This window comes from Pseudomonas oryzihabitans NBRC 102199, from assembly GCF_000730625.1.
Lineage (GTDB): Bacteria > Pseudomonadota > Gammaproteobacteria > Pseudomonadales > Pseudomonadaceae > Chryseomonas > Chryseomonas oryzihabitans.
The window spans coordinates 765,105-789,051 of the sequence record NZ_BBIT01000002.1 but is presented as its reverse complement, the minus strand read 5'-3'; the positions used below and the strand labels follow the sequence as shown (position 1 = coordinate 789,051).

Here is a 23,947-nt window from a genome sequence, read left to right as displayed (position 1 = left end):
ACCTGGACTAACGGAACGGGGGTTTTCGGCAGCATGCCGTGACGGCTCATGCTGCCTAGATAGCAGGCCCCGCGTCCGAAGGGTACTGCAGCTCATTGGCGCAGGGCGTGAGAACGCCTCATACCGGTGGGGGCTCAGAACAACTCGGCGATCGTTCGCTCCCCCAGCGCCAGGCCGATGCTCATGCCGAGCCCGGTATGCATCAATACGGCGGTGATCTGCGGATCGACCTCCAGCACGCTGTAGGGCCCGGGTCCACGGGCACCGTAGACGCCTTGCCAGCGCTCCAGCACCTCCAGGCGGTCGCCCAGCGTCTGTTCCGCCAATTCCAGCAGCAGACGATCGACGTGTTCGGCGTTGAAGGGCGACGCATCGCTGCCGTAGTCGTGGGAATCGCCAATGATGAGGTCGCCCTGTGGGGTGGGACTCATCAGCAGGTGGATGCCCAGGGTCGCCAGTTCCGGTTGTTGCTGGCGGATTTCCGCGCGGATCGCCGCGGCTTCCGGCAGATCGGCGAAGGCGCCGTAGTGCACGCAACTCAGCCCGGTCAGCACCGCGTGCTGCAGATCCAGTGGACGGGTACAGCGGGCGCGCAGCATTTGCAGACGGCAGACCTGGGGTTCCAGGGTCGCCAGTTGCTCGGCCAGCAGCGTCTGGTAGTCGTGTCCCGAGCAGACCAGGATGTGGCCGGCGGTGAAACGGCCCGCAGTTGTCAGGGCTGCGCCCGGTGTCACATCGCGTACCAGGGTGGAGAAATGAAATTCCACCCCCAGGCCGCGCAGGAACTCGACGATCTGCGGCAGCGCCGCGCGGGAATGGAGCTGCTGATCGTCCAGGCCATGGAGGGCGGCGCGGTGGTGGGCGAAGCGGCCCTGGTAGAGGTGGTCGAGCGCTGCGCCGCGCAGCAGCTCGACACGATAGCCCAGCTCCCGGGCGCGGCCGGCGCAGAAGGCGTCGAGCAGGGCTTCTTCGGCAGGGGTGCGGGCGAACAGCAGGGATCCGCGCTGCAGCAGGGATAGTCCCGCCGCACCCGCCAGTTCGGCCCAGAGCCTTTGCGAGCGTTGCGCCAGCTCCAGCATGTTGCCGGGCGCCTGACCGGTGACCAGGGCCTGGCCGAAGTTGCGGATGGATGCGCCGAGCGGCGTATGGCTGCGTTCGATGACCCTTACCCTGAGGCCGCGGCGAACCGCGGCCCAGGCGTGGGCCAGGCCGAGGATACCGGCACCGACCACCAGCAGATCACATTCGTGCTGACTCATGAGAAGACTCCCGGATTCAAGGTTTGCGCGGTTCGGATTTGCCGTCGTAGCGCTGGCGCCATTCGGCGAGGATGCGCTCGCGGTTCTGTGCGGCCCAGGCGAAGTCATTGGGGGCCAGGCGCTGCTCGTAGTTGGCGGGAAGCTCGGCCATGGGCGTGGCGATACCGGGTTGTGCCAGGACGGCGAAATTGGCCTTGTAGAGATTCATGGCCGCCGAGCTCGCCGAGAAATCAGCCAGTTTGCGCGCCGCCTCCAGATGCTCGGTGCCCTTGACGATGGCGGTCGCCTCGATCTCCCAACCCAGGCCCTCGGCGGGTAGCACGATCTCCAGGGGCGCGCCCTTGCGCTTGAGTTGCACCGCCGGGTATTCGAAGGAAATGCCGATGGGAAACTCGCCGGCTGCCGCCTGCTTGCAGGGCTTGGAGCCGGAATGGGTGTATTGGCCGATGTTCCGGTGCAGGCGATCCATGTAGTCCCAGCCCTTGGCCTCGCCGAACATTTGCAGCCAGGCGCTGACGTCCAAGTAGCCGGTGCCGGAGGAAGCCGGGTTGGGCATCACGATCTTGCCCTGGTACTCGGGACGGGTGAGGTCTTCCCAGGTCTTGGGCAGCGGCAGGCCCTGGCGCTCCGCCTCGACGCGGTTCACGCAGAGGGTCGCTGCCCAGACATCCATGCCCACCCACGCCGGCGGATTGGCCGCGTCGCGATAGCGCGCCCCGATCTGCGCCAGGTTCTGCGGCGCATAGGGCTGCAGCAGTCCCTGCTTTTCCAGGATCGCCAGGCTCGAGGCGGCCAGGCCCCAGATGACATCGGCCTGGGGGCGATCCTTCTCGGCGAGCAGCTTGGCCGTGACGATGCCGGTGGAGTCCCGTACCCACTTGAGGTGGATGTCCGGATGCTGGGCTTCGAAGGCCTCCTGGTAAGGCTTTAGCTGCTCGACCTCCAGGGCACTGTAGACAGTGAGTTCGGTGGCGGCCTGGGCGGGTAGCAGCCAGGCGCAGGCCAGGGTAGCGGCCAGGGCGGTACGCAGGAACATGGTCGGATCTCCTCGGGAAGGGCTGGTCAGCTGGCCTGAGGGCTTTCGCCCCGGGCCAGGCGGGTGTCGATGTCGGCCACCACCACCGGCAACTCGGCAAGGGTGTCGATCTGGTAGTGCGGACGACTGGGGGCGAGCAGGGCGTCGATCCGCGTGCGCTCCGCGGTCAGGCGCGCGGCGGGCAGGGCCTGGTAGTCCTCCCAGGACAGGCCCAGGTGATTGCCGGAGCAGCGCAGCGCGACCGTCCACATCCCGGCGCGACGGCCTTCGAGCAGGCCGGGCGCGGTGTCGTCGACCTTGACGCAGGCGGCGACGTCGTCGATGCCCAGGGCGATGACGTTGGCCAGCGCCTGGGCCGGTCCGGGACGGGCCTTGGGCACCTCGTCGGCGGCCACCACGTGATCGGGTCGATAGCCCGCCGCGGCGGCCAGTTCATTTACCCGGGTCATTACCGCGCGCGGATAGCCGGAGCAGCTGCCGATTTTCAGCCCGCGGGCGCGCAGGGCGGCGATGGCCTCCAGGGCGCCGGGAATCAGCGCCGAATGCTCGGCGACCCGGGCGATCTGCAAGGGCATGAAGCGCTCGTAGAGCGCCGTCACGTCGGCATCGCTGGGCAGGCGGCCGAAGCGGCGGGCGAAGCGCTCGGCCACCGCAGGCTGATCGCAGAGCGCGCGGATGTGATCCCACTTGCCCAGGCCCATGGGCACTCGGGCCTCAGCGAGGCTGAGTTCGACGTCGAATTCGGCGAAGGCCTCGACGAAGATGCGCGTGGGCGCGAAGGAGCCGAAGTCGATCACGGTGCCGGCCCAGTCCAGGATGGCGGCCTGCAGGCGGGTGGGGGCTTGATAGTCCATGGGCGAGGTCCTTGGGGTCAGGAAGCGGTGGGGGCGCGCCAGGCCTGGGTGTGGCGCAGCAGCCCGCGGGAGAGTCCGGCGAGCAGCAGCGAGACGCCGGCGCTGGTGAGCAGGATCAGGGTGGCCATGGCGGCGGCGCCGCCGACGTTGCCGGCATCGTCCAGATTGAGCACGGCGATGGCGGCCAGCAGGCTGTCGGGGCTGTAGAGGAAGATGGCGGCGGATACCGTGGTCATGGCCGAGACGAACAGGTAGCGGATGCTGTCCAGCAGCGCCGGCAGGCACAGCGGCAGGGTCACCCGCAGGAAGTGCAGGGCCAGGGGCACCTTGAGCGAGCGGGCGACGGCTTCGAACTCGTCATCCAGCTGGCGCTGGGCGGTGGCGGCGGTGAGCTGGGCCGTGGTGAGGAAGTGCGCCACCGTACAGACCGCCAGCAGCGGCAGGCCGCCATAGAGCCCGTGCAGCGGATTGGCCGGCAGGTTGTAGAAGAAGACGTACCCCAGTCCCAGTACCAGCCCGGGTACCGCCATGGGGATGAAGCACAGCAGCCGCAACAGACGGGTCAGGGCGGTCTGGGGCGTCTTTTCCAGCAGGTAGGTGCTGGTGAAGATCAGCAGTCCGCCCAGCAGGGCGCTGCTGCTGGCCAGGACCAGGCTGTTGCCATAGGCCTGCCAACCGCCCGGCAGGTCGGAAAAGGCGTAGTTGTGCAGCGACAGGGACAGGTCGTAGGGCCAGAAGCGCACCAGCGACGAATAGACCGCGGTGCCGAAGACCCCGACCAGCAGGGTGCAGACCAGCACCACCAGCAGGAGCAGGCCGCCGTCGCGCAGTGGCGCCGGTCGCGGGCGGTAGACCTGTGCTCGACCATCCAGGGCACCGCGCTGGCGGCGCAGCCAGAGATCCACGGCGAAGCTGAGCAGCGCCGGCAGTAACAGGCAGAGACCGATCAGGGCGCCGCGGCCGAATTGCTGCTGGCCCATGACCACCTTGTAGGCTTCCAGTGCCAGGGTCTGGTAGTTGCCACCCACCACCACCGGCACGCCGAAATCGGTGATGCAGAGGCTCAGCACCAGGCAGCTCGCGGCAAACACACCCTGGCGGGTCGCCGGCCACACCAGGGTACGAAAGGCCCGCCAGGGCGAGGCACCCAGGCTGGTGGCGGCGTCGAACAGCCGCGCATCGGCCAGCGCCAGGCTCCCGAGCAGGACCATGAGCGCATGGGGAAAGGTATAGAGCGCCTGGCCCAGAACGATTCCCCAGAAGCCGTAGATGTTGTCGGCTACCAGTCCGCGCAGCAGCCCCTGGTTACCGAACAGGTAGATCAGCGCGATGCCGGGCAGCATGGACGGCGCCAGCAGCGGTAACAGCGACAAGCCCCGCCAGAGTGTCTTGGCCGGCAGACAGGCGCGCTGCAGGGCATAGGCGAACAGATAGGCCACCGGCACCACCAGGGCGACCACCGTGCCGGCAGTGGCCAGACTGTTGCCCAGCAACCAGCGGAAGTGCGCGCTGACAAGGAACTCCAGTGCACTGGGCAGGCCGCCGCCCTGACCCGGATCGCCGGCCAGGCCGCGCCAGAAGATGGCCAGCAGCGGCAGCACCACGGCGAGCAGGAGCAGGACCAGCAGCAGGCCCTGGCCACCCAGGACGAAGACCCGGTCGGCCAGATCGCTGGCGGGGCGGCGCGAGAGACGCGGCAGGGCAAGACGCCGGGCGAGGATCATGGGGCGAACACCTGCAGGGCATGCGGGGGCAGGGCGACGTTCAGAGCGCCGCCGGGCAGCAGGCTGGCCGCCTCCGGCGGCAGTTCGGCGGTCAGCGGCACGCCGGGCAGGCTATCCAGTTCGAAGCCCAGGCGGCAGCGATTGCCAAGAAACACCCGCTCCCGCACCCGACCCGCTAGCAGATTGGGCTGAGGCGTCGGCGGATTGACCTGGATCGCCTCCGGTCGGCAGAACAGCCGCCCTGGCCCCGTGGGCAGGGCCGTCGCCACCTGGAGTGCGCGCTCGCCGATCCAGGCGACGCCTGCGCGCCCCTCGAAGGGCAGCCAATTGCCCTGGCCGATGAAGGCGGCGACGAAGGGGCTCGCCGGTTGGCGATAGAGGATGTCCGGGGCGGCGTATTGCTCGACCCGGCCCCGGTTGAGCACCGCGATGCGATCGGCCATCAGCAGGGCTTCGTCCTGGTCGTGGGTGACCATCAGGGTGGTGATGCCGAGTCGGCGCTGCAGGGCGCGCAACTCGCCGCACAGGCGCTCGCGGACCTGGGCGTCCAGCGCCGACAGCGGCTCGTCCAGCAGCAACAGCGAAGGGCGGGGCGCCAGCGCCCGGGCGAGGGCGACTCTTTGCTGCTGGCCGCCGGACAACTGGCCGGGATGCTTGCGCTCGCTACCGCCGAGGTCGACCAGCTCCAGCAATTCGGCCACCCGCGCACGAATGTCCGCTCTTGACCAGCCCTGCAAGCCATAGGCGATGTTGGCAGCCACGTCGAGGTGGGGGAACAGCGCATAGGACTGGAACAGGATGCCGTAGTCGCGGGCTTGCGGCGGCAGCCGCGAGACGTCGCGTCCGCCGAAGAGGATGTGTCCGGCGTCCTGTCGCTCCAGCCCGGCGATGCAGCGCAGCAGGGTGGTCTTGCCGCAGCCGGAGGGTCCGAGCAGGCAGACCAGCTCGCCGGCAGTGACCTCCAGGTCGACGCCGTCCAGCGCCACGAAGTCTTCGAAGCGCTTGTGCAGTCCAGTCAGGCGTAGATCGACGGTAGCCATGGCGGTGACCTCGGGTAGCGGGAGACGAGGTCAATGCTGGGCGCCGGGCGCGACGCCTTGATGGCAGTTGAGCCAAACCTGCCGATAGTGGTATCGGCGAATTTGGGTAGCGCCGGTCAGCGCTGGGCGCGTTCCCGGGCCACGGCGAGAAAGGCCGCTGGCAGACGTGCCTGGCGTCGCTCCTTGAGGCAATAGAGGTATTCGGTGATGGTGGGCGCTTGCTCCAGCTCGATCACCCGCAGGGCGGGATGATCCGGCACCTCGTGCCGGGCGATCACCGCCACCCCGAGGCCACGCAGCGCCGCCTCGCGGATCGATTCGCGACTGCCGATCTCCAGCAGGCTGCCCAATTGCACGCCGGCCGCCGCCAGCCAACGCTCGGTGAGCTGGCGGGTGACGGAACCCGCTTCGCGACACAGCAGGCACTCACCGGCCAGGGCGGCGGGCGGTAAAAGGTGGCGTCCGGCCAGGGGATGGCTGCGGTGCACCGTCAGTACCAGCGGATCCTCGCCCAGGACCAGCCGACTGAAGCGCGGGTCCTGCTCCAGTTGCGATGACGCCGCCAGATCGACGCGATAGTCTTCCAGCGCCTCCACCACCTGCTGCGAGTTGCCGATGGTCAGGGTCACCTCGATGTGCGGATGACGCGCCCGGAAGGCGCTCAGCAGATCCAGCATGTAATAGGGCGCGGTGGCGGCGAGACGTAATCTGCCCTGCAGCTGGCCGCTGTTGCGGAGCAGGAAGTCGATGTCGGCTTCGCGTTGCAGGAGCTCCTGCACCCTGGGCAGCAACTGCACCCCTACCTCGCTGAGCATCAGCCGCCGGCCGCCGCGATGGAACAGCTCGATGCCGTAATGGGCTTCCAGGTTGCGGATCTGGGTGGTCACCGTCGGCTGGCTCAGGCCAAGCTTCTTGGCCGCCTGGGTGATGCTGCCCAGCCGAGCGACCATGTGAAACGCCTTGAGCTCCTGGCTGAGCATGGTTGGTCAGGCTCCGGAAAGACGACTACGGAAAGGGACGAGGCACACACCTTAGCCGCCTGATCGCAGGCCCGGAAGAGGCAGTCCACCCGCTGCGGCTGAGCTACGGGACGGCATCCACGTCGGCGACCAGCAACTGCCCCGATACGTAGGCGGCCGCATCCGAGGCGAGAAAGGCCACATAGCGAGCAAAGGCGAGGGAGGCGGTCTGCTGGCCTGCCAGCGCGGTTGGTGACGACCTGGCGGTCGGGATGAGGGCGTTGACCTTAAGGCCCTGGGCATCGTATTCGGCGGCCAGGGTGCGTATCAGCCCATGGATGCCGCTCTGCAACGAGGTTGCGATGGCCTGTCCCGCGACGAAGCGATGCGCCGCGCAGGAGGTGAGCCAGATCAGCCTGCCGTTGCCACCTTGGAGCATTCCCGGTAGCAGCCGGCCTACCAGCGCGAGAGGTCCGGTCCACAACAGCTGGCACGCCCGCGCCCAGGCAGCGTCGTCCAGCCCGGCACTGTAGCCGTCAGGCAGCGCAGGGGGCATTGAGCACCAGGATGTCCGGTTGGCAGCCGATCGCCGCGAGGTGCTCGGCGCAATGACGTACCGACGCGGGCATGAGGAAATCCAGCTGCACACTATCGGTCTGGGCGGCGCCCAGGGGGTCACTGGACGCCCGAATCACCCTAACACCATTGCGGATCAAGGCTTCGGCGATAAGGCCGCCGAGGCCCTGGTGACCTTCGCAGACAAGGGCGGTGCGGGTATGGCAGGACACTAGGCGGTTTCCTGTATGAAGGCGCGCGACGTTCGCGAAGACTCAGGCGGCGAACAATTGGTAGAGCGGTGGCAAGGTCGATACCAGCAGCGCGACTGCCATGCCCAGGTTGAAGCGGCGCGCGCGCCGCGCATCCGCGAGCCATCCGCGCAGCGCACTGCCGACCAGCGCCCAGACACCGACGCCAGGAAGACTCAGCATGGCCAGCAGCAGTGCGGCCAGTATCACGTTCGGGGCGTGATGCTCGACCGGGATATAGGCTGCCGCTGTACTGATCGACACCGTCCACGCCTTGGGATTGATCCACTGAAAGGCCGCGCCGGCGAGCAATCCCATGGGCGCGGCAGGTTCCGCGTCGAGCCGGATCGGACCACTGCGCGCGATCCGCCAGGCCAATAGCAGGAGGTAGCCGAGTCCCAAGGCACTCACCAGCAGATGCAGCCCTGGCAGGGCCAGGAAAAACGCGCCCAGCCCAAGGCCGATTACCACCAGCTGCAGGCCCACGCCAAGGGCGATGCCGAGGACCAGGGGCAGGGTCCGGCGTATCCCGACCTGAGCGCCACTGGCCAGTACCAGGGCGTTATTGGGTCCGGGCGTAGCGGTCATGATGAGGCCGAAAAGGAGGAAGGGCAGGAGAACGCTGAGGTCAGTCATGGACAAGATTGTTGTGGAGTGACGATATTGGATGGCTATTTTATTGCGCACTCATCGGTTTAAGATTGCATAAATAAGTAATAAGACTTCTCGGGTGCAATGAATGACTGATCTGGACCGTCTTGACCGTCGAATATTGCGTGAGCTGGAAAAGGATGCGCGCCAGACCAACGTGAAGCTGGCCGAGCGGGTCGGCCTGTCACCTTCGGCCTGCCTGCGGCGGGTGCAGGAGCTGGAACGCTCCGGGATCATCAAGGGCTATCGGGCGGTGGTGGACCGCACGCGGATGGGCATCGGCTTCATCGTCTACGTCGCCGTGGGCATGTCCTGCCATGGTCGCGAAGAGCTGGATGCCTTCGAGGCGGCCATCAGCGATTCGGCCGCCGTGGTGGAGTGCCACACCGTCACCGGCGCTGTGGAGTACCTGCTGCGGGTGGAGGTGGCCGACATGCTGGCCTACCGCGCTTTCCATACCCAGGTACTTGGCGTGCTGCCGCACGTGAACTCGGTGGTCAGCTACATCGTCATGGACACGGCCAAGGACGAGCGTGCCTAGCGTCGCCTCGTTTCTTTTCTACCGACACGCCGCAATGGCCAATGTGGCCGTCGCGGTACGGGTCTCCACGCCGAGTTTCACGTAGACGTGCTCCAGGTGCTTGTTCACCGTGCGGGGCGAGAGGCCGAGGATGTCGCCGATGTCGCGATTGGTCTTGCCGCAGGCGACCCAGTGCAGCACCTCGACCTCGCGCCCGGTCAGCTGGTAGCGGCTGCTGAGCGGCGCCAGGTCCAGCGCGGTCCTGGCGTGCGGGCGGCTCGCTGGCAGGCTGCGCGCCGCCTGGAGTTCGCGCGCCGTGCGCAGGTGGGCCGCGACCCGTGCCAGGACCTCATCGGTCTTGAGTGGCTTGGTCACGTAGTCGATGCCGCCCGCGGCGAAGGCCTCCACCACATGCTCGGTTTCGGTCAGGGCGGTCATGAACAGCACCGGGATATCAGCCAGTTCGGCCTGGGCCTTTATGCGTCGACAGGTCTCGAAGCCATCCAGGCCGGGCATCATGGCATCCAGTAGCACCACGTCCGGTCGGCGGCGCTGCATGCGCTCCAGGGCACTGGCGCCGTCCAGGGCCACCAGCACCATGTAGCCGCTGGCGTCCAGGGCGTCGGAGAGCAGGGCGAGGTTGTCCGGGGTGTCGTCGACGATCAGCACCACGCTGGGCGGTAGGGCGGCGGTCATGGATTCTCTCCTTCCAGGGGCAGGTCGGCCGGCTGCAGCGCGTCTTTGACCCGGCGGTTGAAGTCGTTGAGCTGAAAGCGTTTGACCAGTGCGCGCAGGGTATCGACATAGACAGCGCTGGCTGGCTCCTCGCGTTCGATTCGATCCAGGCAGGCGTGGATGCCTTTCACATAGCCCAGCGCACCCAGCTCCTGTAACGCTTTCAGATTGGCAACGCTCGGTGATTGGAGCGACACCGATCGCCTGCCAGGCGGTTCGGCGGTCCGCTCCAGCCAGGTCAGGTCCAGGTGCGTCCTGATCTTTTCCAGCAGCTGCGGCGTATGGACCGGTTTGGCCAGGTAATCGTCGCAGGCGGCCGCGGTGCTGCGTTCGCGATCGACGGCGAAGGCATTGGCGGAAATGACGATGATCGGCGCCCTGGACAGGCCGTGGCGGCGGATCAGCGCGCTGGTCTCCAGCCCGTCCAGCAGCGGCATGGAAAGATCCATGAGGATGAGATCCGGCTGCCACAGGGCGACCTGGCGGATGGCGTCCTGGCCATTGGCGGCCTCCGCCAGTTCGAAGCCCAAAGGTTCGAGCATGCCGGCCAGCACCCGGCGGTGATCCAGATGGTCGTCCACCAGCAGCACCCGGCGCCGCGGGCCCTGATAGCCGCTGATGCTGTGTTCGACGTGAACCAGCGCCCGGGGCACCCGCACTTCGGACAGGAACAGGCGCACCACGAAGCGGGTGCCCTGGCCGGGTGTGCTGGTCACGTCCAGGGCGCCGCCCATCAGCGTCACTAGCATGCGGGTGATGGTCAGGCCCAGTCCCAGGCCGTTGTCCTGGCGCAGCGGATCGCCCCGTTCGAAGGGTTGGAACAGCCGCTCCAGCTGTTCCGCGGCGATGCCCAGGCCGCTGTCGATGACCTCGAAGGTGGCGGTTTCCCGCGCGTAGGTGACCGCCATGATCACGCCGCCCTGGTCGGTGTAGCGCACGGCGTTGCCGAGCAGATTGATGAGGATCTGCCGCACCCGCTTTTCATCGCCACGCACCACGGCGGGCAGGCGTCCGTCGACCTCGAGGGCAAAGCTCAGGCCCTTGTCCTGGGCCTGGGGGGTGAACATCTGCTGCAGCTGTTCGAGAAATTCCGGAAAGGGGATTTCCGAGGGTTCTAGCTGCAGCTTGCCCGCTTCGATCCGAGCCACGTCGAGCAGGCCGTCGATCAGCGAGAGCAGGTGCGAGCCATTGCGGTAGATGGTGGCCAGGGAGTCCAACTGACGGTGGCTGCTGGCCGGATCGCGCTGCAGGATCTGGGTGTAGCCGAGGATGCTGTTCAGCGGCGTGCGTAATTCGTGGGACAAGCCCGTGACATAGCGGCTCTTCGCGGCATTGGCGGCTTCCGAGGCCTCCTTGGCCCGCTGCAGGGCTTCGTCGGTCTTGCGGTGCGCCTCGATCTCCTGCATCAGCAGCGCGGTCTGCCGGTTCGATTCCTCCAGCGCCACATGGCGGCTCTCGCGGGTCAGCACCACCCACCAGGCGAGGGCGCCGGCAAACAGCGTGAGCACCATGAAGGCTTTGAAGAAGCCCTGATACAACAGGTGGCGTTCATCGACCTGCAAGCCCTGGGAAACCTGGCTGTAGATCAGCGCCAGGGCGCAGAACATCAGCCCGACCAAGACCAGCAGCACGCCCAGGTAGTGCGCCAGGCGGGTATGCAGGCGCGGCACCGAGGTGTTCGGCAGCAGCCAGCGCAGCAGGGTGTCGACCTGCTCGGCCAGGCGCGCCCTGGGTTTGCAGAGATCGCCACAGCGCGCATCCAGGGCGCAGCAGAGCGAGCAGATGGGCGCGCCGTAGGCAGGGCAGAAGGCGATGTCTTCGCGCTCGAAGGCGTTGGTGCAGAGCACGCATTCCAGATGGACCTGCGCGGGGTGCAGCAATTTCAGCACGCTGGTCCGGGCGATGTAGTAGCGACCCCGGGTGAGCCAGGCCAGCAGCGGCGCGCAGATCAGGGCGGAGACCAGGGACACCAGGGGCGAGGCAGCCTGGGCCAGGGCGCCGAACAGCCCCGCATGGGCCAGACCGGAAAGCAGCGAGGCGAGCAGCATGGCGCCGACGCCGACCGGGTTGATGTCGTAGAGGTGCGCCCGTTTGAATTCTATGTGCCGGGGCGACAGCCCCAGAGGCTTGTTGATCACCAGGTCGGCGACCACGGCGCCGATCCAGGCGATGGCGATGTTGGCATAGAGCCCGAGCACCTCCTGGATGGCCTCGAACACCCCCAGCTCCATCAGCATCAGTGCGATCAGCACGTTGAACACCAGCCAGACTACCCGTCCCGGGTGGCTGTGGGTGACCCGGGCGAAGAAGTTGGACCAGGCCAGAGAGCCGGCGTAGGCATTGGTCAGGTTGATCTTGACCTGGCTGACGATGACGAACAGCACCATGGCCCCCATGGCCCAGCCAGGCGAGGCGAACACGTAGCCGAAGGCGACCAGGTACATCTGGGTGGGTTCGGCGGCGCGCTCCAGGGGAATCTCGTGCTGCAGGGCGAGAAAGGCCAGAAAGGCGCCGGCCAGCATCTTCAGGGCGCCAGGCACTATCCAGCCGGGACCGGCCATCAGCAGCGCCGCCCACCAGCGCCGGCGATTCTGCGCGGTCTTTTCCGGCAGAAAGCGCAGGTAGTCGACCTGTTCGCCCACCTGGGTCACCAGGGCGAGGGCCACGGTACAGGCGGCGCTGAAGGACAGCAGGTTGAAGGCCCCGGCCTCGCCCTCGCGACCGGCGAAGGTGGTCCAGTCCGCCAGGGCCCCGGGATTCTTGGCGATGACGATGGCATAGGGCAACAGCAGCAGAATCAGCCAGAGCGGCTGGCTCCAGAGCTGCAGGCGATTGATCAGGGTGATGCCATAGGTCACCAGGGGGATGACGATGATCGAGCAGATGACATAGGCCAGGGCCAGCGGAATGCGGAAGTACAGTTCCAGGGCCAGCGCCATGATCGCCGCTTCCAGGGCGAAGAACAGAAAGGTGAAGCTGGCGTAGATCAGCGAGGTGATGGTCGAGCCGATGTAGCCGAAGCCGGCGCCCCGGGTCAGCAGGTCCATGTCCACCCCGTAGCGCGCCGCGTAGTAGCTGATCGGCAGCGCGGTGAGAAAGATCACCAGGCTCGCCGCCAGCACCGCCCAGAGGGTATTGGTGAAGCCATAGCTGATCGCCAGGGCGCCGCCGATGGCTTCCAGGGCCAGAAAGGACACGGCGGCCAAGGCGGTGTTGGCGATGCGGAATTCCGACCACTTGCGAAACGACCGGGGCGTGTAGCGCAGGGCGTAGTCTTCCAGCGTCTCGTCGGCCACCCAGCTGTTGTAGTCCCTGCGGATCTTGGCGATGCGTTGCGTCCCGGTCTGCTGCACGGCAGGGCTCCTGGGGTCTGCGTGGCGGTGTTCAGGCAAGTTCCATGCCTCGGTCGTCCTGGCGTCCTGCCCCTCCGTGGCCACGGTCTGCCCGGCTTGGCGTGCCCCGCGCGGGCGCGCGACAGACAGAGCATGCCTCAGGGCGTTGCAGCGGGCTGTACGTCAGATGACGTAGGCCGTTACGTCATCCTGCGTATGTTCCGGGCCGGCTGTCCCAGCTCATCCTTGCTCCGCAGCGCAAGCCGCAGTCCCGGTCCCCGGGGGCGACCGGCACATCACCTAGAGGAGCGACAAGATGCACAGATCAGCGGGCGTGAAATCCAGTCTTCCGCGACGCCTGGCACTGGGCGCCGCGGCATTGTCCCTGTTGGCAGCCAGCGTGTTCAGTCAGGGCGTGATGGCGGACGCCGCCAATACCACGGGTCTTGCCGTGACCGATACCACCGTGACCGTCGGCCAGTTGCATTCCGCCACCGGCACCATGGCCATCTCCGAGACCGGGGCCATCCAGGCCGAGCGGCTGGCCATCGAGCAGATCAACGCCCAGGGCGGGGTGCTCGGGCGGCAGGTCAAGATCATCCAGGAAGACGGCGCCTCCGACTGGCCGACCTTCGCCGAAAAGGCCAAGAAGCTGCTGGAAGCCGACAAGGTCGCGGCGGTGTTCGGCTGCTGGACCTCGGCGTCGCGCAAGGCGGTGCTGCCGATCTTCGAAAAGGACAACGGCCTGCTCTACTACCCGACCTTCTACGAGGGCCTCGAGCAGTCGAAGAACGTCTTCTACACCGGCCAGGAAGCCACCCAGCAGATTCTCTCGGCGCTGGACTGGCTGGCCAAGGAGAAGGGCGCCAAGACCTTCTACCTGGTGGGCTCGGACTACATCTGGCCGCGGACCTCGATGAAGATCGCCCGCAAGCACATCGAGAACGTGCTGCATGGCGAGGTGGTGGGGGAGGAGTACTACCCGCTGGGCGGCACCCAGTTCGGCTCCCTGACCAACAAGATCAAGCTGAAAAAGCCCGATGTGGTCTTTGCCGCGGTCGTCGGGGGCTCCAACGTCGCCTTCTACAAGCAGTTAAAGGCGGCTGGGATCACCTCGGCCAAGCAGAATCTGCTGACCCTTTCGGTGACCGAGGATGAGATGCTCGGCATCGGCGGCGAGAACATGGCCGGCTTCTACTCCTCGATGAAGTATTTCCAGACCCTGGACAATCCCAACAACAAGGCCTTCGTCGAGGCCTTCAAGGCCAAGTACGGCAAGGATGCGGTGGTGGGCGACGTCACCCAGGCGGCCTATCTCGGTCCCTGGCTGTGGAAAATGGCGGTGGAGAAGGCCGGCAGCTTCGATGTCGACAAGGTGGTTGCGGCGTCTCCGGGCCTGGAGCTGAAAACCGCCCCGGAAGGCTATGTGAAGGTCCACGAGAACCATCACCTCTGGAGTCGCTCGCGTATCGGCCAGATCCAGCCGGACGGCACCTTCAAGGTGGTCCACGAATCCGCCGATCTGATCGAGCCCAATCCCTTCCCCAAAGGCTACCAATAAGCCTTGCCTGACCGGAGGCGTCGCCTCACCGACGCCTCCGTCCACCTTCGCGGGGAGATCTCCATGGAAAGCTTATCCGACTTCGGCGCGATCGCCGTGATGCAGGGCTTCAACGGCCTTTCGGTGTTCTGCGTGTTGCTGCTGATGGCGCTGGGACTGGCGATCATCTTCGGGCAGATGGGCGTGATCAACATGGCCCACGGCGAATTTCTCACCGTGGGGGCCTACACCACCTACGTGATGTCTTCGCTGACCCTGCACCTGTTTCCGGCCTTGCAGCCCTATTACTTCTTTTTCGCGCTGATCCTGGCGTTCTTCGTCGCCGGGGCCATCGGCTGGCTGGTGGAGTGGGCAATGATCAGCCGGCTCTACCAGCGCCCGCTGGACACCCTGCTGGCCACCTGGGGCCTGTCGCTGATCCTGCAGCAGGTGTTTCGTTCGGTCTTCGGCGCCCGCGAGGTCAGCGCCGAACTGCCGGAATGGATCATGGGCTCCTGGAGTCCGACCGCCAGCATCGACATCCCCAAGAACGGCTTGTTCGTCATGGTCGTGACCGCGCTGCTGACCCTGACCCTGTTCTTCATGCTGTATCGCTCGCGCTGGGGGCTGCAGGTGCGCGCCACCATGCAGAACCGGGTGATGGCGCGCGCCGTGGGCATCAACACCCGCCGCGTGGATCGCCTGACCTTCGCCCTGGGCTGCGGCGTAGCCGGGGTGGCGGGCGCGGCCTTCACCACCATCGGCTCCATCGGCCCGACCTCGGGCTCGCTGTACATCGTCGATACCTTCCTGGTGGTGGTCTTTGGTGGGGCAGCCAGCCTGCTCGGCACCATCGCCTCGGCCTTTGGCATCGCCCAGGCGCAGTCGCTGCTGGAATTCTTCCTGTCCGGTTCCATGGCCAAGGTGCTGACCCTGTCGGCGGTGATCCTCATCCTGATGCTGCGGCCCCAGGGGCTGTTCTCGGCAAAAGTCCGCAAGTAGGGAGTCCATGATGAACAAGGCAATCGACAACCTGCTCGGTGGCCGGCAGGGCGCCTTCGGCCTGCTGGTACTGGCCGCGCTGATCCTGCTGGTGTTTCCGCTGACCCTGGATATCTTCCGCCTGAGCATGGTCGGCAAATACCTGACCTATGCCTTCGTCGCGGTCGGGCTGGTGCTCTGCTGGGGCTATGGCGGCATCCTCAGCCTGGGGCAGGGCATCTTCTTCGGCCTCGGCGGCTATTGCATGGCGATGTTCCTCAAACTGGAGGCCTCGGACCCGGAGAGCACCCGGATCCAGTCCACGCCCGGCATCCCGGACTTCATGGACTGGAACCAGATCACCGAACTGCCCTGGCTCTGGCAGCCGTTCCACAGCTTCGGCTTCACCCTGTTGGCGGTGATCGCGGTCCCGGTGTTGCTGGCTTTCATCATCGGCCTGGCGATGTTCAAGCGGCGGGTAGGGGACGTGTATTTTTCCATCGTCACCCAGGCCATCGCCGCCATCCTGACCATTCTCATCATCGGTCAGCAGGGCCTCACCGGCGGGGTCAACGGCATCACCGACCTGAAGACGCTGCTGGGCTGGGACATCCGTTCGGACAGCGCCAAGGTGGTGCTCTACTTCGTCAACGCGGCCCTGCTGTTCGGCTGCATCCTGCTCGCCCGCTTCGTGCTGGCCTCCAAGCTGGGCCGGCTGCTGGTGGCCATGCGCGACAAGGAGGAGCGGGTGCGCTTCTCCGGCTACGACGTGGCCAGCTTCAAGATCTTCGTGTTCTGCCTGGCCGCGGCCTTTTCCGCGGTGGGCGGTGCCATGTTCGCCCTGCAGGTGGGCTTCATGTCGCCGTCCTTCGTCGGCATCGTGCCCTCCATCGAGATGGTCATCTTCGCCGCGGTCGGCGGGCGGCTGTCCTTGCTGGGCGCGGTGTACGGCGCGCTGCTGGTGAATTTCGGCAAGACCTACTTTTCCGAGTCCTTCCCCGAGCTCTGGCTGTACCTGATGGGTGGGCTCTTCATCGTGGTCGTCCTCTATTTCCCCAATGGCCTGGCCGGGCTGTGGAAGAGCCATGGCCAGCGTCTGGTGGCGCGTCTGAAACGCCAGCCGGCGGGCGCGCCCGCCGCCTCGTCAGCGCCACCCACGGCAACCAAAGCCTCCCGCCTGGAGACCACGCCATGAATACCAGTCCCGTCGGTTTCCAGCTCGCCAAGCCGGTACTGGCCATCGAAGGCCTGACCGTCTCCTTCGACGGCTTCAAGGCGGTGAACGACCTCAATCTCTATGTCGACCGCAACGAGGTGCACGTGGTGATCGGCCCCAATGGCGCCGGCAAGACCACGGTACTGGACCTGATCTGCGGCAAGACCCGCGCCACCGCCGGCAGCATCGAATTCAACGGTCGGGAACTGACCCGGATGAAGGAATTCGACATCGTTCGCGCAGGTGTCGGCCGCAAGTTCCAGAACCCCTCGATCTACGAGAATCTCACGGTGTTCGAGAACCTGGAGATGTCCTATCCCGAAGGCCGCAAGGTGTTCGGCGCGCTGTTCTTCAAGCGCAGCGCCGCGGTGATCGCGCGGGTGCAGGCGGTGGCCGCGGAGATCTTTCTCGCCGACCTGCTGCACCAGCAGGCCGATCTGCTCTCCCACGGTCAGAAGCAGTGGCTGGAGATCGGCATGCTGCTGATGCAGGACCCGGAACTCCTGATGCTCGACGAGCCGGTGGCGGGCATGAGCGTGTCCGAACGGGCCCAGACCGCCGAGCTGCTCAACCGCATCAGCGAGGGGCGCTCGGTGCTGGTCATCGAGCACGACATGGAATTCGTCAAGAGCATCGCCCACAAGGTCACGGTGCTGCACCAGGGCAAGGTGCTGGCCGAAGGCAGCATGGAGGCGGTGCAGAGCAATCCCAAGGTCATCGAGGTGTACCTGGGGCACTGAGCCTTCGCCTCCAGCCCTTTTCCTGCAGTCGATCACGGGAGATCCCGGTCATGTTCACCATCCAGAACCTCGTCTCCGGCTACGGTCAGAGCCGCATCCTCCACGACCTCAGCCTGGACGTGGCGCACAAGGAAATCGTCGCCGTCATGGGCCGCAACGGCATGGGCAAGAGCACCCTGTTCCGCAGCCTGATGGGCATTCTGCCGAGCTGGAGTGGCAGCGTGTCAGTGGACGGGCAAGACGTATCGGCACTGGAAACTCACCAGCGGGTCGAGCGCGGCATAGCCTACGTGCCCCAGGGGCGGATGATCTTTTCCCATATGACGGTGCTGGAAAACATCCAGACCGGCCTGCCGGCCTCGGCCCGGGGCCGGGTACCGGACGACCTCTATGCGCTCTTCCCCGTGCTGCACGAGATGCGCCAGCGCAAGGGTGGCAACCTCTCCGGTGGCCAGCAGCAACAACTGGCGATCGCCCGCGCCCTGGCCACCAATCCCAAGGTGCTGCTACTGGATGAGCCGACCGAGGGCATCCAGCCCTCGATCATCAAGGACATCGCCCGCACCCTGAAGGAGATCCGCAGCATGCGTGACCTGACCATCGTGGTCTCCGAGCAGGTGCTGTCCTTTACCCTCGACATCGCCGACCGCTTCCTGGTGATCGAGAAGGGCCGCTTCGTGGTCGAGGAAACCCGCGACAAGGTCGACGAGGCGACCATCAGCCGCTATCTGTCGGTCTGACTCCGGCGCTCTGCGCGGCCGCCCTGCAGCAGCACGGCGGCCGCTTCGCGCATGCCCGCGAAACGTCAGCTGCGCCTCGTCCCGCCTGGGCTTGCGCCTACGTCATCCAACGTATTTGCAGCCCCGACCCCAGCCCCGAGACTGAGCCGGAACCCTCCCGCTACCGCCAACAGCCAGGAGCTGCGCGATGACCGACACCCTGATCCAGGTCGACCTCAACCAGGCCGCCACCGACAACGAAAACGTCCACAACCGCTGGCATCCGGACATCCCCATGGCCTGCTGGGTCAAGCCGGGTGACGACTTCATCCTGGAAACCTACGACTGGACCGGCGGCGCGATCAAGAACGACGACGATGCCAGCGACGTGCGCGATGTCGACCTGTCGACCGTGCACTACCTGTCCGGGCCGGTGGGCGTGAAGGGCGCCGAGCCGGGCGACCTGCTGGTGGTCGATCTGCTCGACATCGGCGCCAAGGCCGAGTCGCAGTGGGGCTTCAACGGCTTCTTTTCCAAGCAGAACGGCGGTGGCTTTCTCACCGATTACTTTCCATCGGCGCAGAAATCCATCTGGGACTTCGAGGGCATGTTCACCAGGAGCCGCCACATCCCGGGGGTGCGCTTCGCCGGCCTGATTCACCCGGGCCTGATCGGCTGCCTGCCGGATCCCAAGCTGCTGGCCGCCTGGAATGCCCGCGAGCAGGAGCTGATCGACAGCAATCCGACCCGGGTACCGCCCCTGGCCAACCCGCCGTTCGCCGCGACCGCTCACATGGGCAAGCTCACTGGCGCGGCCCGCGACGCGGCAGCCGCTACCGGCGCACGCACCGTGCCGCCGCGCGAGCATGGCGGTAACTGCGACATCAAGGACCTGTCGCGGGGCTCGAAGATCTTCTTCCCCGTCTATGTGGAAGGCGCAGGCCTTTCGGTGGGCGATTTGCACTTCAGCCAGGGCGACGGCGAGATCACCTTTTGCGGCGCCATCGAGATGGCCGGCTGGGTGCACATGAAGGTCGAGCTGATCAAGGGCGGCATGGCCAAGTACGGCATCAGGAATCCCATCTTCAAGCCCAGCCCCATCGTGCCCACCTACAACAACTTCCTGATCTTCGAAGGCATCTCGGTGGATGACGCCGGCAAGCAGCACTACCTGGACGTCAACCTGGCGTACCAGCAGGCCTGCCTGAATGCCATCGAGTACCTGAAGAAGTTCGGCTACAGCGGCGCCCAGGGTTATTCGCTGCTGGGCTCGGCGCCGGTTCAGGGCCACATCAGCGGGGTGGTCGACATTCCCAACGCCTGCGCCACCCTCTGGCTGCCGACGGACATCTTCGAATTCGACATCAACCCCACTGCCGCCGGGCCTACCCGCTACCTGGACGGCAGCATCGACATGCCCATCGCCTACGACAAGTGAGCCGCCCGGGCGCGGCCCTCCGCCGTGCCCAGCCCGCCAGGAGTTCGCCATGCCGATCTACGAATACGACTGCCCGCACTGCGGTGACTTCACCCTGCTGCGGCCCATGGCCCAGCGCGACGATCCTTGCAACTGCCCCGACTGTGCCGCGCCCAGCCCTCGGGTGATCCTCAGTGCCCCCGGCCTGGCTACCTTGGCCGGGGGCCAGCGCCGTGCCCACGAGACCAACGAACGTGCGCGCCACGCCCCCCAATCGCTGGAGGAATACAAGGCCAAGCGCAGCCACGGTGCCGGCTGCAGTTGCTGCGCCCCGAGCAAGCCGGTGGCGCGCAGCAAGGCCAATCCCCATGGGCTGAAGACCAGTCCGTCCAATCGGCCCTGGATGATCAGTCACTGATCTCCGCGTCATCCCTTCGAGGAGCAACCCAATGCGCCATGGCGATATTTCCAGCAGCCCCGACACCGTCGGCGTAGCTGTCGTCAACTACCGGATGCCGCGCCTGCACAGCAAGGCGGAGGTGCTGGCCAACGCCCAGCAGATCGCTGCGATGATCAAGGGCATGAAGCTCGGCCTGCCGGGCATGGACCTGGTGGTGTTCCCCGAATACAGCACCATGGGGATCATGTACGACCGCGACGAGATGATGGCCACCGCCGCGACCATTCCCGGCGAGGAGACGGCGATCTTCGCCGCCGCCTGCCGCGAGGCCAGGACCTGGGGGATCTTTTCCCTCACCGGCGAGCGGCACGAGGAGCACCCGCACAAGGCCCCGTACAACACCCTGGTGCTGATCAATGACCAGGGCGAGATCGTGCAGAAGTACCGCAAGTGTATTCCCTGGTGCCCCATCGAAGGCTGGTATCCCGGTGACCGCACCTATGTCAGCGAAGGTCCCAAGGGCCTGAAGATCAGCCTGATCATCTGCGATGACGGCAACTACCCGGAAATCTGGCGCGACTGTGCGATGAAGGGCGCCGAGCTGATCGTGCGCTGCCAGGGCTACATGTACCCGGCCAAGGAGCAGCAGGTACTGATGGCCAAGACCATGGCCTGGGCCAACAACTGCTACGTGGCGGTGGCCAACGCCACCGGCTTCGACGGGGTGTACAGCTACTTCGGCCATTCGGCGCTGATCGGCTTCGATGGCCGCACCCTGGGCGAATGCGGGGAGGAGGAGATGGGCATCCAGTACGCCCAGCTTTCGGTGTCGCAGATCCGCGATGCGCGCGCGAACGACCAGTCGCAGAACCACCTGTTCAAGTTGCTGCATCGCGGCTACACCGGGATCTACAACTCCGGCGATGGCGACAAGGGCGTGGCCGACTGTCCCTTCGACTTCTATCGCACCTGGGTGCTGGATGCGCAGAAGGCCCAGGCGGACGTCGAGCGGATGACTCGCTCCACCATCGGGGTGGCGGACTGCCCGGTGGGCGAGCTGCCGCATCCCGGTCAGGAACGTCAGCTGGGTTAGCGCTGGCGGCGCGAGGAGCGAGCCATGCCTTTCGTCAATGACCTGATCGAGCATAACCGTGGCCAGCTCGCCCGAGAGGGACAGGGGCCTTTGCCCTCGCGCTTCCTGTTCGAGCCGGCAGCGGTCATGGCCCTGCTGCGAGCGCGCATCCTGGGCCAGGCCAGAGTGCTCGATGAGGTGGAAGCCCTGCTCAAGGTGGTCAAGGCCGACATCGGCGATCCGGAAAGGCCCCTGGGTGTCAGTCTGTTCCTTGGACCCACCGGCGTCGGCAAGACCGAGATCGTCCGTCTGCTGGCCCAGGCCATCCACGGCCGCGCGGACGCCCTCTGCCGCATCGACATGAACACCCTGGCCCAGGAGCACTATGCTGCGGCCCTGGCCGGCGCGCCGCCCGGCTACGTGGGCAGCAAGGAAGGCACCACGCTGTTCGATGCCGAGGCTATCGCCGGCAGCTACGGCCGCCCTGGCATCGTGCTGTTCGACGAGCTGGAAAAGGCCGATCGCCAGGTCATCCGTACCCTGCTGAACGTGCTCGACAGCGGCCAACTGGTGCTCAGCGCCGGCAGCAAGCGCCTGGACTTTCGCAACAGCCTCATCTTCATGACCAGCAACCTGGGCGCCCGCGCCGTCCAGCAGCAGCATGCCCGCTTCGCGCGCGGCTGGCGTCGTTGGCTCAAGCTGTCGGCGGATCCCGGCGCGATCCTGGAAGAGGCGCTGCATGGGCACTTCGATCCGGAATTTCTCAATCGTATCGAGCGGATCCTGGCCTTCGAGCACATCGACCAGGATTGGCTACCCGGGCTGCTCGCCATCGAGCTGGACAAGCTCAATCAGCGTCTGGGCCGCCGGGGAAAAAGCCTGGAGTTGCACGACAGCGCCAGGGCCTTCCTGACGCGTGGTCACGATGTCCGCTTCGGCGCGCGCGATCTGGTCCGGCGGCTGCGCCGGCTATTGGAGCCGGCAGTGGCAGACTGTCTGCTGGCGCAGCCGCTGGCCGTCCGGTTGCTGGCGATCCAGGAGGGGGAGCGTCTGGTGGTACGTGAGGTAGACGCCGGCTGAGGACTTCCCACCGGGCTCGGGACCCGATCCGGGTTCCCGAGCCTGGGGCTGCGCTAGTGGGCGCTGCGACTTGCCAACCACGCCCGCCACCCACCATGGTCGGTAATGTCCTCGGCGCCGGCCAGGCCGTAGGGCTCGCAGATGAAGCCGGTTTCCCAACTGCCATCGGCCAATTCCACCTTGCCCAGGCCGAGCGGGGCGGGGATGCCGGTGAGAAAGCTGCCCAGTTCGCTGCTGGGCAGCTCCCAGACTTCCACCTCGATGGCGGCGCCGTCTTCGGCGACCCGGACCATGCCGGGACGGAGCGGCGGGCCGCCGGCCAGGGCGTGGAGGCGATAGTGCGGCGCGCTCCGGGTCAGGGCGAGGCGTCGGCCGCCGCGGGCGAGCAACTGGCCGTTGAGCGGCAGTCCCTGCAGGTGGGCACCGCAGACCACCAGGCGGGCGCGGTCATGGCGGGCAGGGCGTGCCGGCAGGCTGGCGCCTGGGAGGGCGCCGCCAACCAGGGGCAGGCCCTGGGCGTCCTGCAGGGCCGCGGCCAGGCTCAGCAGGTACTGGTCGGTGAAGACCCGGCCGAACAGCGTCACGCCCCAGGGCAGTCCATTGGTCATGACACCGGCTGGCACGGCCACGGCGGCGTAGTCCAGCAGGTTCATGAAGTTGGTGTAGTAGCCCAGGTCGGCGTTGCGGGCGACCGGCTCGGCGGCCAGTTCGGCCAGGGTCACCGGCCGCGGATAGGTGGGGGTGAGCACGCAATCCAGCTCGGCCAGCAGGGCATCGCACTGGGCTTTCAATGCCTGCAGGCGATAGCCGGCGCGAAAAGCGTCCACTGCCGTGGTGCCGGGCGCCTTTTCCAGCACGGCGCGGATCACCGGCAGCACCGCGTCCGGTTCGGCCTCGATCAGGTCGCCGGCCACGCTGTAGCGCTCGGCCACCCAGGGACCCTCATAGAGCAGGCGCGCGGCTTCCAGGAAGGGCGCAAGATCCAGCGGCACGGCTTCGCCACCCAGGGCTTCCAATTGCGCCTTGGCGGCCGCGAACAGCGCCGGGCTTTCCGGGCAGCCGAGGAATTCCAGCTGGGTCGGGACGCCGAAGCGAAAGGGCCGCGGGCGGCCGAAGGCACTGGCGTCGTTCCACTGCGCATTGGCGCGGCTGTAGGGGTCGCGCGGATCGAGGCGGGCGGTGAGCGCCAGCAGGGTGCTGGCTTCGGCGGCGGTGGCGGTAAAGAAGGTCACGCAATCCAGGGTCTGGCAGGCGGGCACCACGCCGGCGGTGGACAGCAATCCCTTGCTGCCCTTGAGGCCCACCAGGTTGTTCAGCCCCGCGGGTACGCGCCCCGACCCGGCGGTGTCGGTGCCCAGGGCGAAGCTGGCGACGCCCAGGGCCACGGCCAGGGCCGAGCCGGCACTGGAGCCGCCGGAAGGATAGGCCGGGTGGACGCTGTTGCGGCAGGCGCCATAGGGCGAACGGGTGCCGTTGAGGCCGGTGGCGAACTGGTCGAGATTGCACTTGCCGAGGGGCACGGCGCCCAGGGCGACCAGCTGCTCCACCAGGGTCGCCGAGCGCTCGGGCACATAGGCATAGGCCGGGCAGGCCGCCGTGGTGGGGATGCCGGCGAGGTCGATGTTGTCCTTGATGGCGAAGGGGATGCCATAGAGCGGCAGCTCGGCGGGATCGCGGTCGTCCAGGGCGGCGAGATAGGGCTCCAGCTCGGCCGGGGTCAGCAGGTGGATGAACAGCCGGTACTCGGGATTGAGCTGGGCGGCTCTTTCCAGCAGTTCAGCGATGAGGACTCGTGGTGTCTGGGTACCGGCGGCATAGGCGGCGCTCAGGGTGTCGAGGCGCAGATCGAATGTCATGGTGGCTTCC

The 23,947-nt window shown here is 66.6% G+C and carries 22 protein-coding genes; 10 read left to right on the top strand and 12 right to left on the bottom strand.

Translation table 11 applies throughout. From position 1 onward, the window contains the following. Window positions 1-134: 134 nt before the first annotated feature. The 9 genes from POR01S_RS05065 to POR01S_RS05025 form a co-directional block, all read right to left on the bottom strand. Complete coding sequence (locus POR01S_RS05065; RefSeq protein ID WP_042134176.1) at window positions 135-1,259, bottom strand: TIGR03364 family FAD-dependent oxidoreductase; 1,125 nt, start codon at window positions 1,257-1,259, stop codon at window positions 135-137. A gap of 16 nt (window positions 1,260-1,275) precedes the next feature. After that, window positions 1,276-2,295, bottom strand: a complete 1,020-nt coding sequence (locus POR01S_RS05060) for a putative 2-aminoethylphosphonate ABC transporter substrate-binding protein (protein ID WP_042134175.1) — start codon at window positions 2,293-2,295, stop codon at window positions 1,276-1,278. A gap of 26 nt (window positions 2,296-2,321) precedes the next feature. Continuing rightward, window positions 2,322-3,149, bottom strand: coding sequence for a phosphonoacetaldehyde hydrolase (phnX, locus tag POR01S_RS05055; RefSeq protein WP_042134173.1), 828 nt, complete (start codon window positions 3,147-3,149; stop codon window positions 2,322-2,324). Between the two features lie 17 nt (window positions 3,150-3,166). Then, window positions 3,167-4,873, bottom strand: a complete 1,707-nt coding sequence (locus POR01S_RS05050) for a putative 2-aminoethylphosphonate ABC transporter permease subunit (protein ID WP_042134171.1) — start codon at window positions 4,871-4,873, stop codon at window positions 3,167-3,169. Next, window positions 4,870-5,913 carry a putative 2-aminoethylphosphonate ABC transporter ATP-binding protein gene (locus POR01S_RS05045; protein WP_042134169.1) on the bottom strand — a complete coding sequence of 348 codons (1,044 nt, stop codon included), beginning with the start codon at window positions 5,911-5,913 and terminating at the stop codon, window positions 4,870-4,872. Before POR01S_RS05045 ends, POR01S_RS05050 begins: the two co-directional genes overlap by 4 nt. Window positions 5,914-6,029: 116 nt before the next feature. Then, window positions 6,030-6,893: a LysR substrate-binding domain-containing protein gene (locus tag POR01S_RS05040; protein ID WP_042134167.1), complete on the bottom strand. Its 864-nt coding sequence runs from the start codon at window positions 6,891-6,893 to the stop codon at window positions 6,030-6,032. A 103-nt stretch (window positions 6,894-6,996) separates the two neighbouring features. Continuing rightward, window positions 6,997-7,428: an SDR family oxidoreductase gene (locus POR01S_RS05035; protein WP_042134165.1), complete on the bottom strand. Its 432-nt coding sequence runs from the start codon at window positions 7,426-7,428 to the stop codon at window positions 6,997-6,999. Further along, window positions 7,409-7,660, bottom strand: a complete 252-nt coding sequence (locus POR01S_RS05030; RefSeq protein WP_042134163.1) for a Rossmann-fold NAD(P)-binding domain-containing protein — start codon at window positions 7,658-7,660, stop codon at window positions 7,409-7,411. The genes POR01S_RS05035 and POR01S_RS05030 overlap by 20 nt, the downstream gene beginning before the upstream one ends. A 42-nt stretch (window positions 7,661-7,702) precedes the next feature. Next, window positions 7,703-8,314 (bottom strand): LysE family translocator, encoded by a 612-nt coding sequence (locus POR01S_RS05025; protein WP_081875162.1) that lies wholly within the window; start codon window positions 8,312-8,314, stop codon window positions 7,703-7,705. A gap of 103 nt (window positions 8,315-8,417) precedes the next feature. On the opposite strand from POR01S_RS05025, the gene POR01S_RS05020 reads away from it, so the two are divergent. Then, a complete protein-coding gene (locus tag POR01S_RS05020; RefSeq protein ID WP_042134162.1) occupies window positions 8,418-8,870 on the top strand; it encodes an Lrp/AsnC family transcriptional regulator in 453 nt (150 codons plus the stop codon). 18 nt (window positions 8,871-8,888) lie between these two features. Here the strand turns inward: POR01S_RS05020 and POR01S_RS05015 are convergent, their stop codons facing one another. Next, window positions 8,889-9,545 carry a response regulator gene (locus POR01S_RS05015; RefSeq protein ID WP_042134159.1) on the bottom strand — a complete coding sequence of 219 codons (657 nt, stop codon included), beginning with the start codon at window positions 9,543-9,545 and terminating at the stop codon, window positions 8,889-8,891. Continuing rightward, the gene (locus POR01S_RS05010; protein ID WP_042134158.1) at window positions 9,542-12,937 is read right to left on the bottom strand and encodes a hybrid sensor histidine kinase/response regulator; all 3,396 of its coding nucleotides are present in this window, start codon (window positions 12,935-12,937) and stop codon (window positions 9,542-9,544) included. Before POR01S_RS05010 ends, POR01S_RS05015 begins: the two co-directional genes overlap by 4 nt. A gap of 295 nt (window positions 12,938-13,232) precedes the next feature. Between POR01S_RS05010 and urtA the strand changes: the two genes are divergently transcribed. The 9 genes from urtA (at window position 13,233) to POR01S_RS04965 (ending at window position 22,081) form a co-directional block, all read left to right on the top strand. Next, on the top strand, window positions 13,233-14,477 hold the full coding sequence (urtA, locus tag POR01S_RS05005) for an urea ABC transporter substrate-binding protein (RefSeq protein WP_042134156.1): 1,245 nt from the start codon (window positions 13,233-13,235) through the stop codon (window positions 14,475-14,477). A 63-nt stretch (window positions 14,478-14,540) separates the two neighbouring features. Next, window positions 14,541-15,458, top strand: a complete 918-nt coding sequence (urtB, locus tag POR01S_RS05000) for an urea ABC transporter permease subunit UrtB (protein ID WP_017640174.1) — start codon at window positions 14,541-14,543, stop codon at window positions 15,456-15,458. Between the two features lie 10 nt (window positions 15,459-15,468). Continuing rightward, on the top strand, window positions 15,469-16,632 hold the full coding sequence (gene urtC, locus POR01S_RS04995) for an urea ABC transporter permease subunit UrtC (protein ID WP_042134153.1): 1,164 nt from the start codon (window positions 15,469-15,471) through the stop codon (window positions 16,630-16,632). Continuing rightward, window positions 16,629-17,393: an urea ABC transporter ATP-binding protein UrtD gene (gene urtD, locus POR01S_RS04990; protein WP_042134151.1), complete on the top strand. Its 765-nt coding sequence runs from the start codon at window positions 16,629-16,631 to the stop codon at window positions 17,391-17,393. The genes urtC and urtD overlap by 4 nt, the downstream gene beginning before the upstream one ends. A gap of 50 nt (window positions 17,394-17,443) precedes the next feature. Continuing rightward, window positions 17,444-18,133 (top strand): urea ABC transporter ATP-binding subunit UrtE, encoded by a 690-nt coding sequence (urtE, locus tag POR01S_RS04985; protein WP_042134150.1) that lies wholly within the window; start codon window positions 17,444-17,446, stop codon window positions 18,131-18,133. A 187-nt stretch (window positions 18,134-18,320) separates the two neighbouring features. Further along, window positions 18,321-19,550: a formamidase gene (gene fmdA, locus POR01S_RS04980; RefSeq protein WP_042134148.1), complete on the top strand. Its 1,230-nt coding sequence runs from the start codon at window positions 18,321-18,323 to the stop codon at window positions 19,548-19,550. 49 nt (window positions 19,551-19,599) lie between these two features. After that, window positions 19,600-19,947, top strand: coding sequence for an FmdB family zinc ribbon protein (locus tag POR01S_RS04975; RefSeq protein ID WP_042134146.1), 348 nt, complete (start codon window positions 19,600-19,602; stop codon window positions 19,945-19,947). A gap of 31 nt (window positions 19,948-19,978) precedes the next feature. Beyond that, a complete protein-coding gene (locus tag POR01S_RS04970) occupies window positions 19,979-21,022 on the top strand; it encodes an aliphatic amidase (protein WP_042134144.1) in 1,044 nt (347 codons plus the stop codon). 24 nt (window positions 21,023-21,046) lie between these two features. Next, window positions 21,047-22,081: an AAA family ATPase gene (locus POR01S_RS04965; RefSeq protein WP_042134143.1), complete on the top strand. Its 1,035-nt coding sequence runs from the start codon at window positions 21,047-21,049 to the stop codon at window positions 22,079-22,081. Between the two features lie 53 nt (window positions 22,082-22,134). Here the strand turns inward: POR01S_RS04965 and atzF are convergent, their stop codons facing one another. Then, complete coding sequence (atzF, locus tag POR01S_RS04960; RefSeq protein WP_042134140.1) at window positions 22,135-23,937, bottom strand: allophanate hydrolase; 1,803 nt, start codon at window positions 23,935-23,937, stop codon at window positions 22,135-22,137. Window positions 23,938-23,947: the final 10 nt, after the last annotated feature.

Excerpts from the sequence above, each read along its gene's own strand:
- POR01S_RS05065 (WP_042134176.1), bottom strand. The coding sequence starts at position 1,259 with ATGAGTCAGCACGAATGTGATCTGCTGGTGGTCGGTGCCGGTATCCTC.
- POR01S_RS05060 (WP_042134175.1), bottom strand. The coding sequence starts at position 2,295 with ATGTTCCTGCGTACCGCCCTGGCCGCTACCCTGGCCTGCGCCTGGCTG.
- phnX (WP_042134173.1), bottom strand. The coding sequence starts at position 3,149 with ATGGACTATCAAGCCCCCACCCGCCTGCAGGCCGCCATCCTGGACTGG.
- POR01S_RS05050 (WP_042134171.1), bottom strand. The coding sequence starts at position 4,873 with ATGATCCTCGCCCGGCGTCTTGCCCTGCCGCGTCTCTCGCGCCGCCCC.
- POR01S_RS05045 (WP_042134169.1), bottom strand. The coding sequence starts at position 5,913 with ATGGCTACCGTCGATCTACGCCTGACTGGACTGCACAAGCGCTTCGAA.
- POR01S_RS05040 (WP_042134167.1), bottom strand. The coding sequence starts at position 6,893 with ATGCTCAGCCAGGAGCTCAAGGCGTTTCACATGGTCGCTCGGCTGGGC.
- POR01S_RS05035 (WP_042134165.1), bottom strand. The coding sequence starts at position 7,428 with ATGCCCCCTGCGCTGCCTGACGGCTACAGTGCCGGGCTGGACGACGCT.
- POR01S_RS05025 (WP_081875162.1), bottom strand. The coding sequence starts at position 8,314 with ATGACTGACCTCAGCGTTCTCCTGCCCTTCCTCCTTTTCGGCCTCATC.
- POR01S_RS05020 (WP_042134162.1), top strand. The coding sequence starts at position 8,418 with ATGACTGATCTGGACCGTCTTGACCGTCGAATATTGCGTGAGCTGGAA.
- POR01S_RS05015 (WP_042134159.1), bottom strand. The coding sequence starts at position 9,545 with ATGACCGCCGCCCTACCGCCCAGCGTGGTGCTGATCGTCGACGACACC.
- urtA (WP_042134156.1), top strand. The coding sequence starts at position 13,233 with ATGCACAGATCAGCGGGCGTGAAATCCAGTCTTCCGCGACGCCTGGCA.
- urtB (WP_017640174.1), top strand. The coding sequence starts at position 14,541 with ATGGAAAGCTTATCCGACTTCGGCGCGATCGCCGTGATGCAGGGCTTC.
- urtC (WP_042134153.1), top strand. The coding sequence starts at position 15,469 with ATGAACAAGGCAATCGACAACCTGCTCGGTGGCCGGCAGGGCGCCTTC.
- urtD (WP_042134151.1), top strand. The coding sequence starts at position 16,629 with ATGAATACCAGTCCCGTCGGTTTCCAGCTCGCCAAGCCGGTACTGGCC.
- urtE (WP_042134150.1), top strand. The coding sequence starts at position 17,444 with ATGTTCACCATCCAGAACCTCGTCTCCGGCTACGGTCAGAGCCGCATC.
- fmdA (WP_042134148.1), top strand. The coding sequence starts at position 18,321 with ATGACCGACACCCTGATCCAGGTCGACCTCAACCAGGCCGCCACCGAC.
- POR01S_RS04975 (WP_042134146.1), top strand. The coding sequence starts at position 19,600 with ATGCCGATCTACGAATACGACTGCCCGCACTGCGGTGACTTCACCCTG.
- POR01S_RS04970 (WP_042134144.1), top strand. The coding sequence starts at position 19,979 with ATGCGCCATGGCGATATTTCCAGCAGCCCCGACACCGTCGGCGTAGCT.
- POR01S_RS04965 (WP_042134143.1), top strand. The coding sequence starts at position 21,047 with ATGCCTTTCGTCAATGACCTGATCGAGCATAACCGTGGCCAGCTCGCC.
- atzF (WP_042134140.1), bottom strand. The coding sequence starts at position 23,937 with ATGACATTCGATCTGCGCCTCGACACCCTGAGCGCCGCCTATGCCGCC.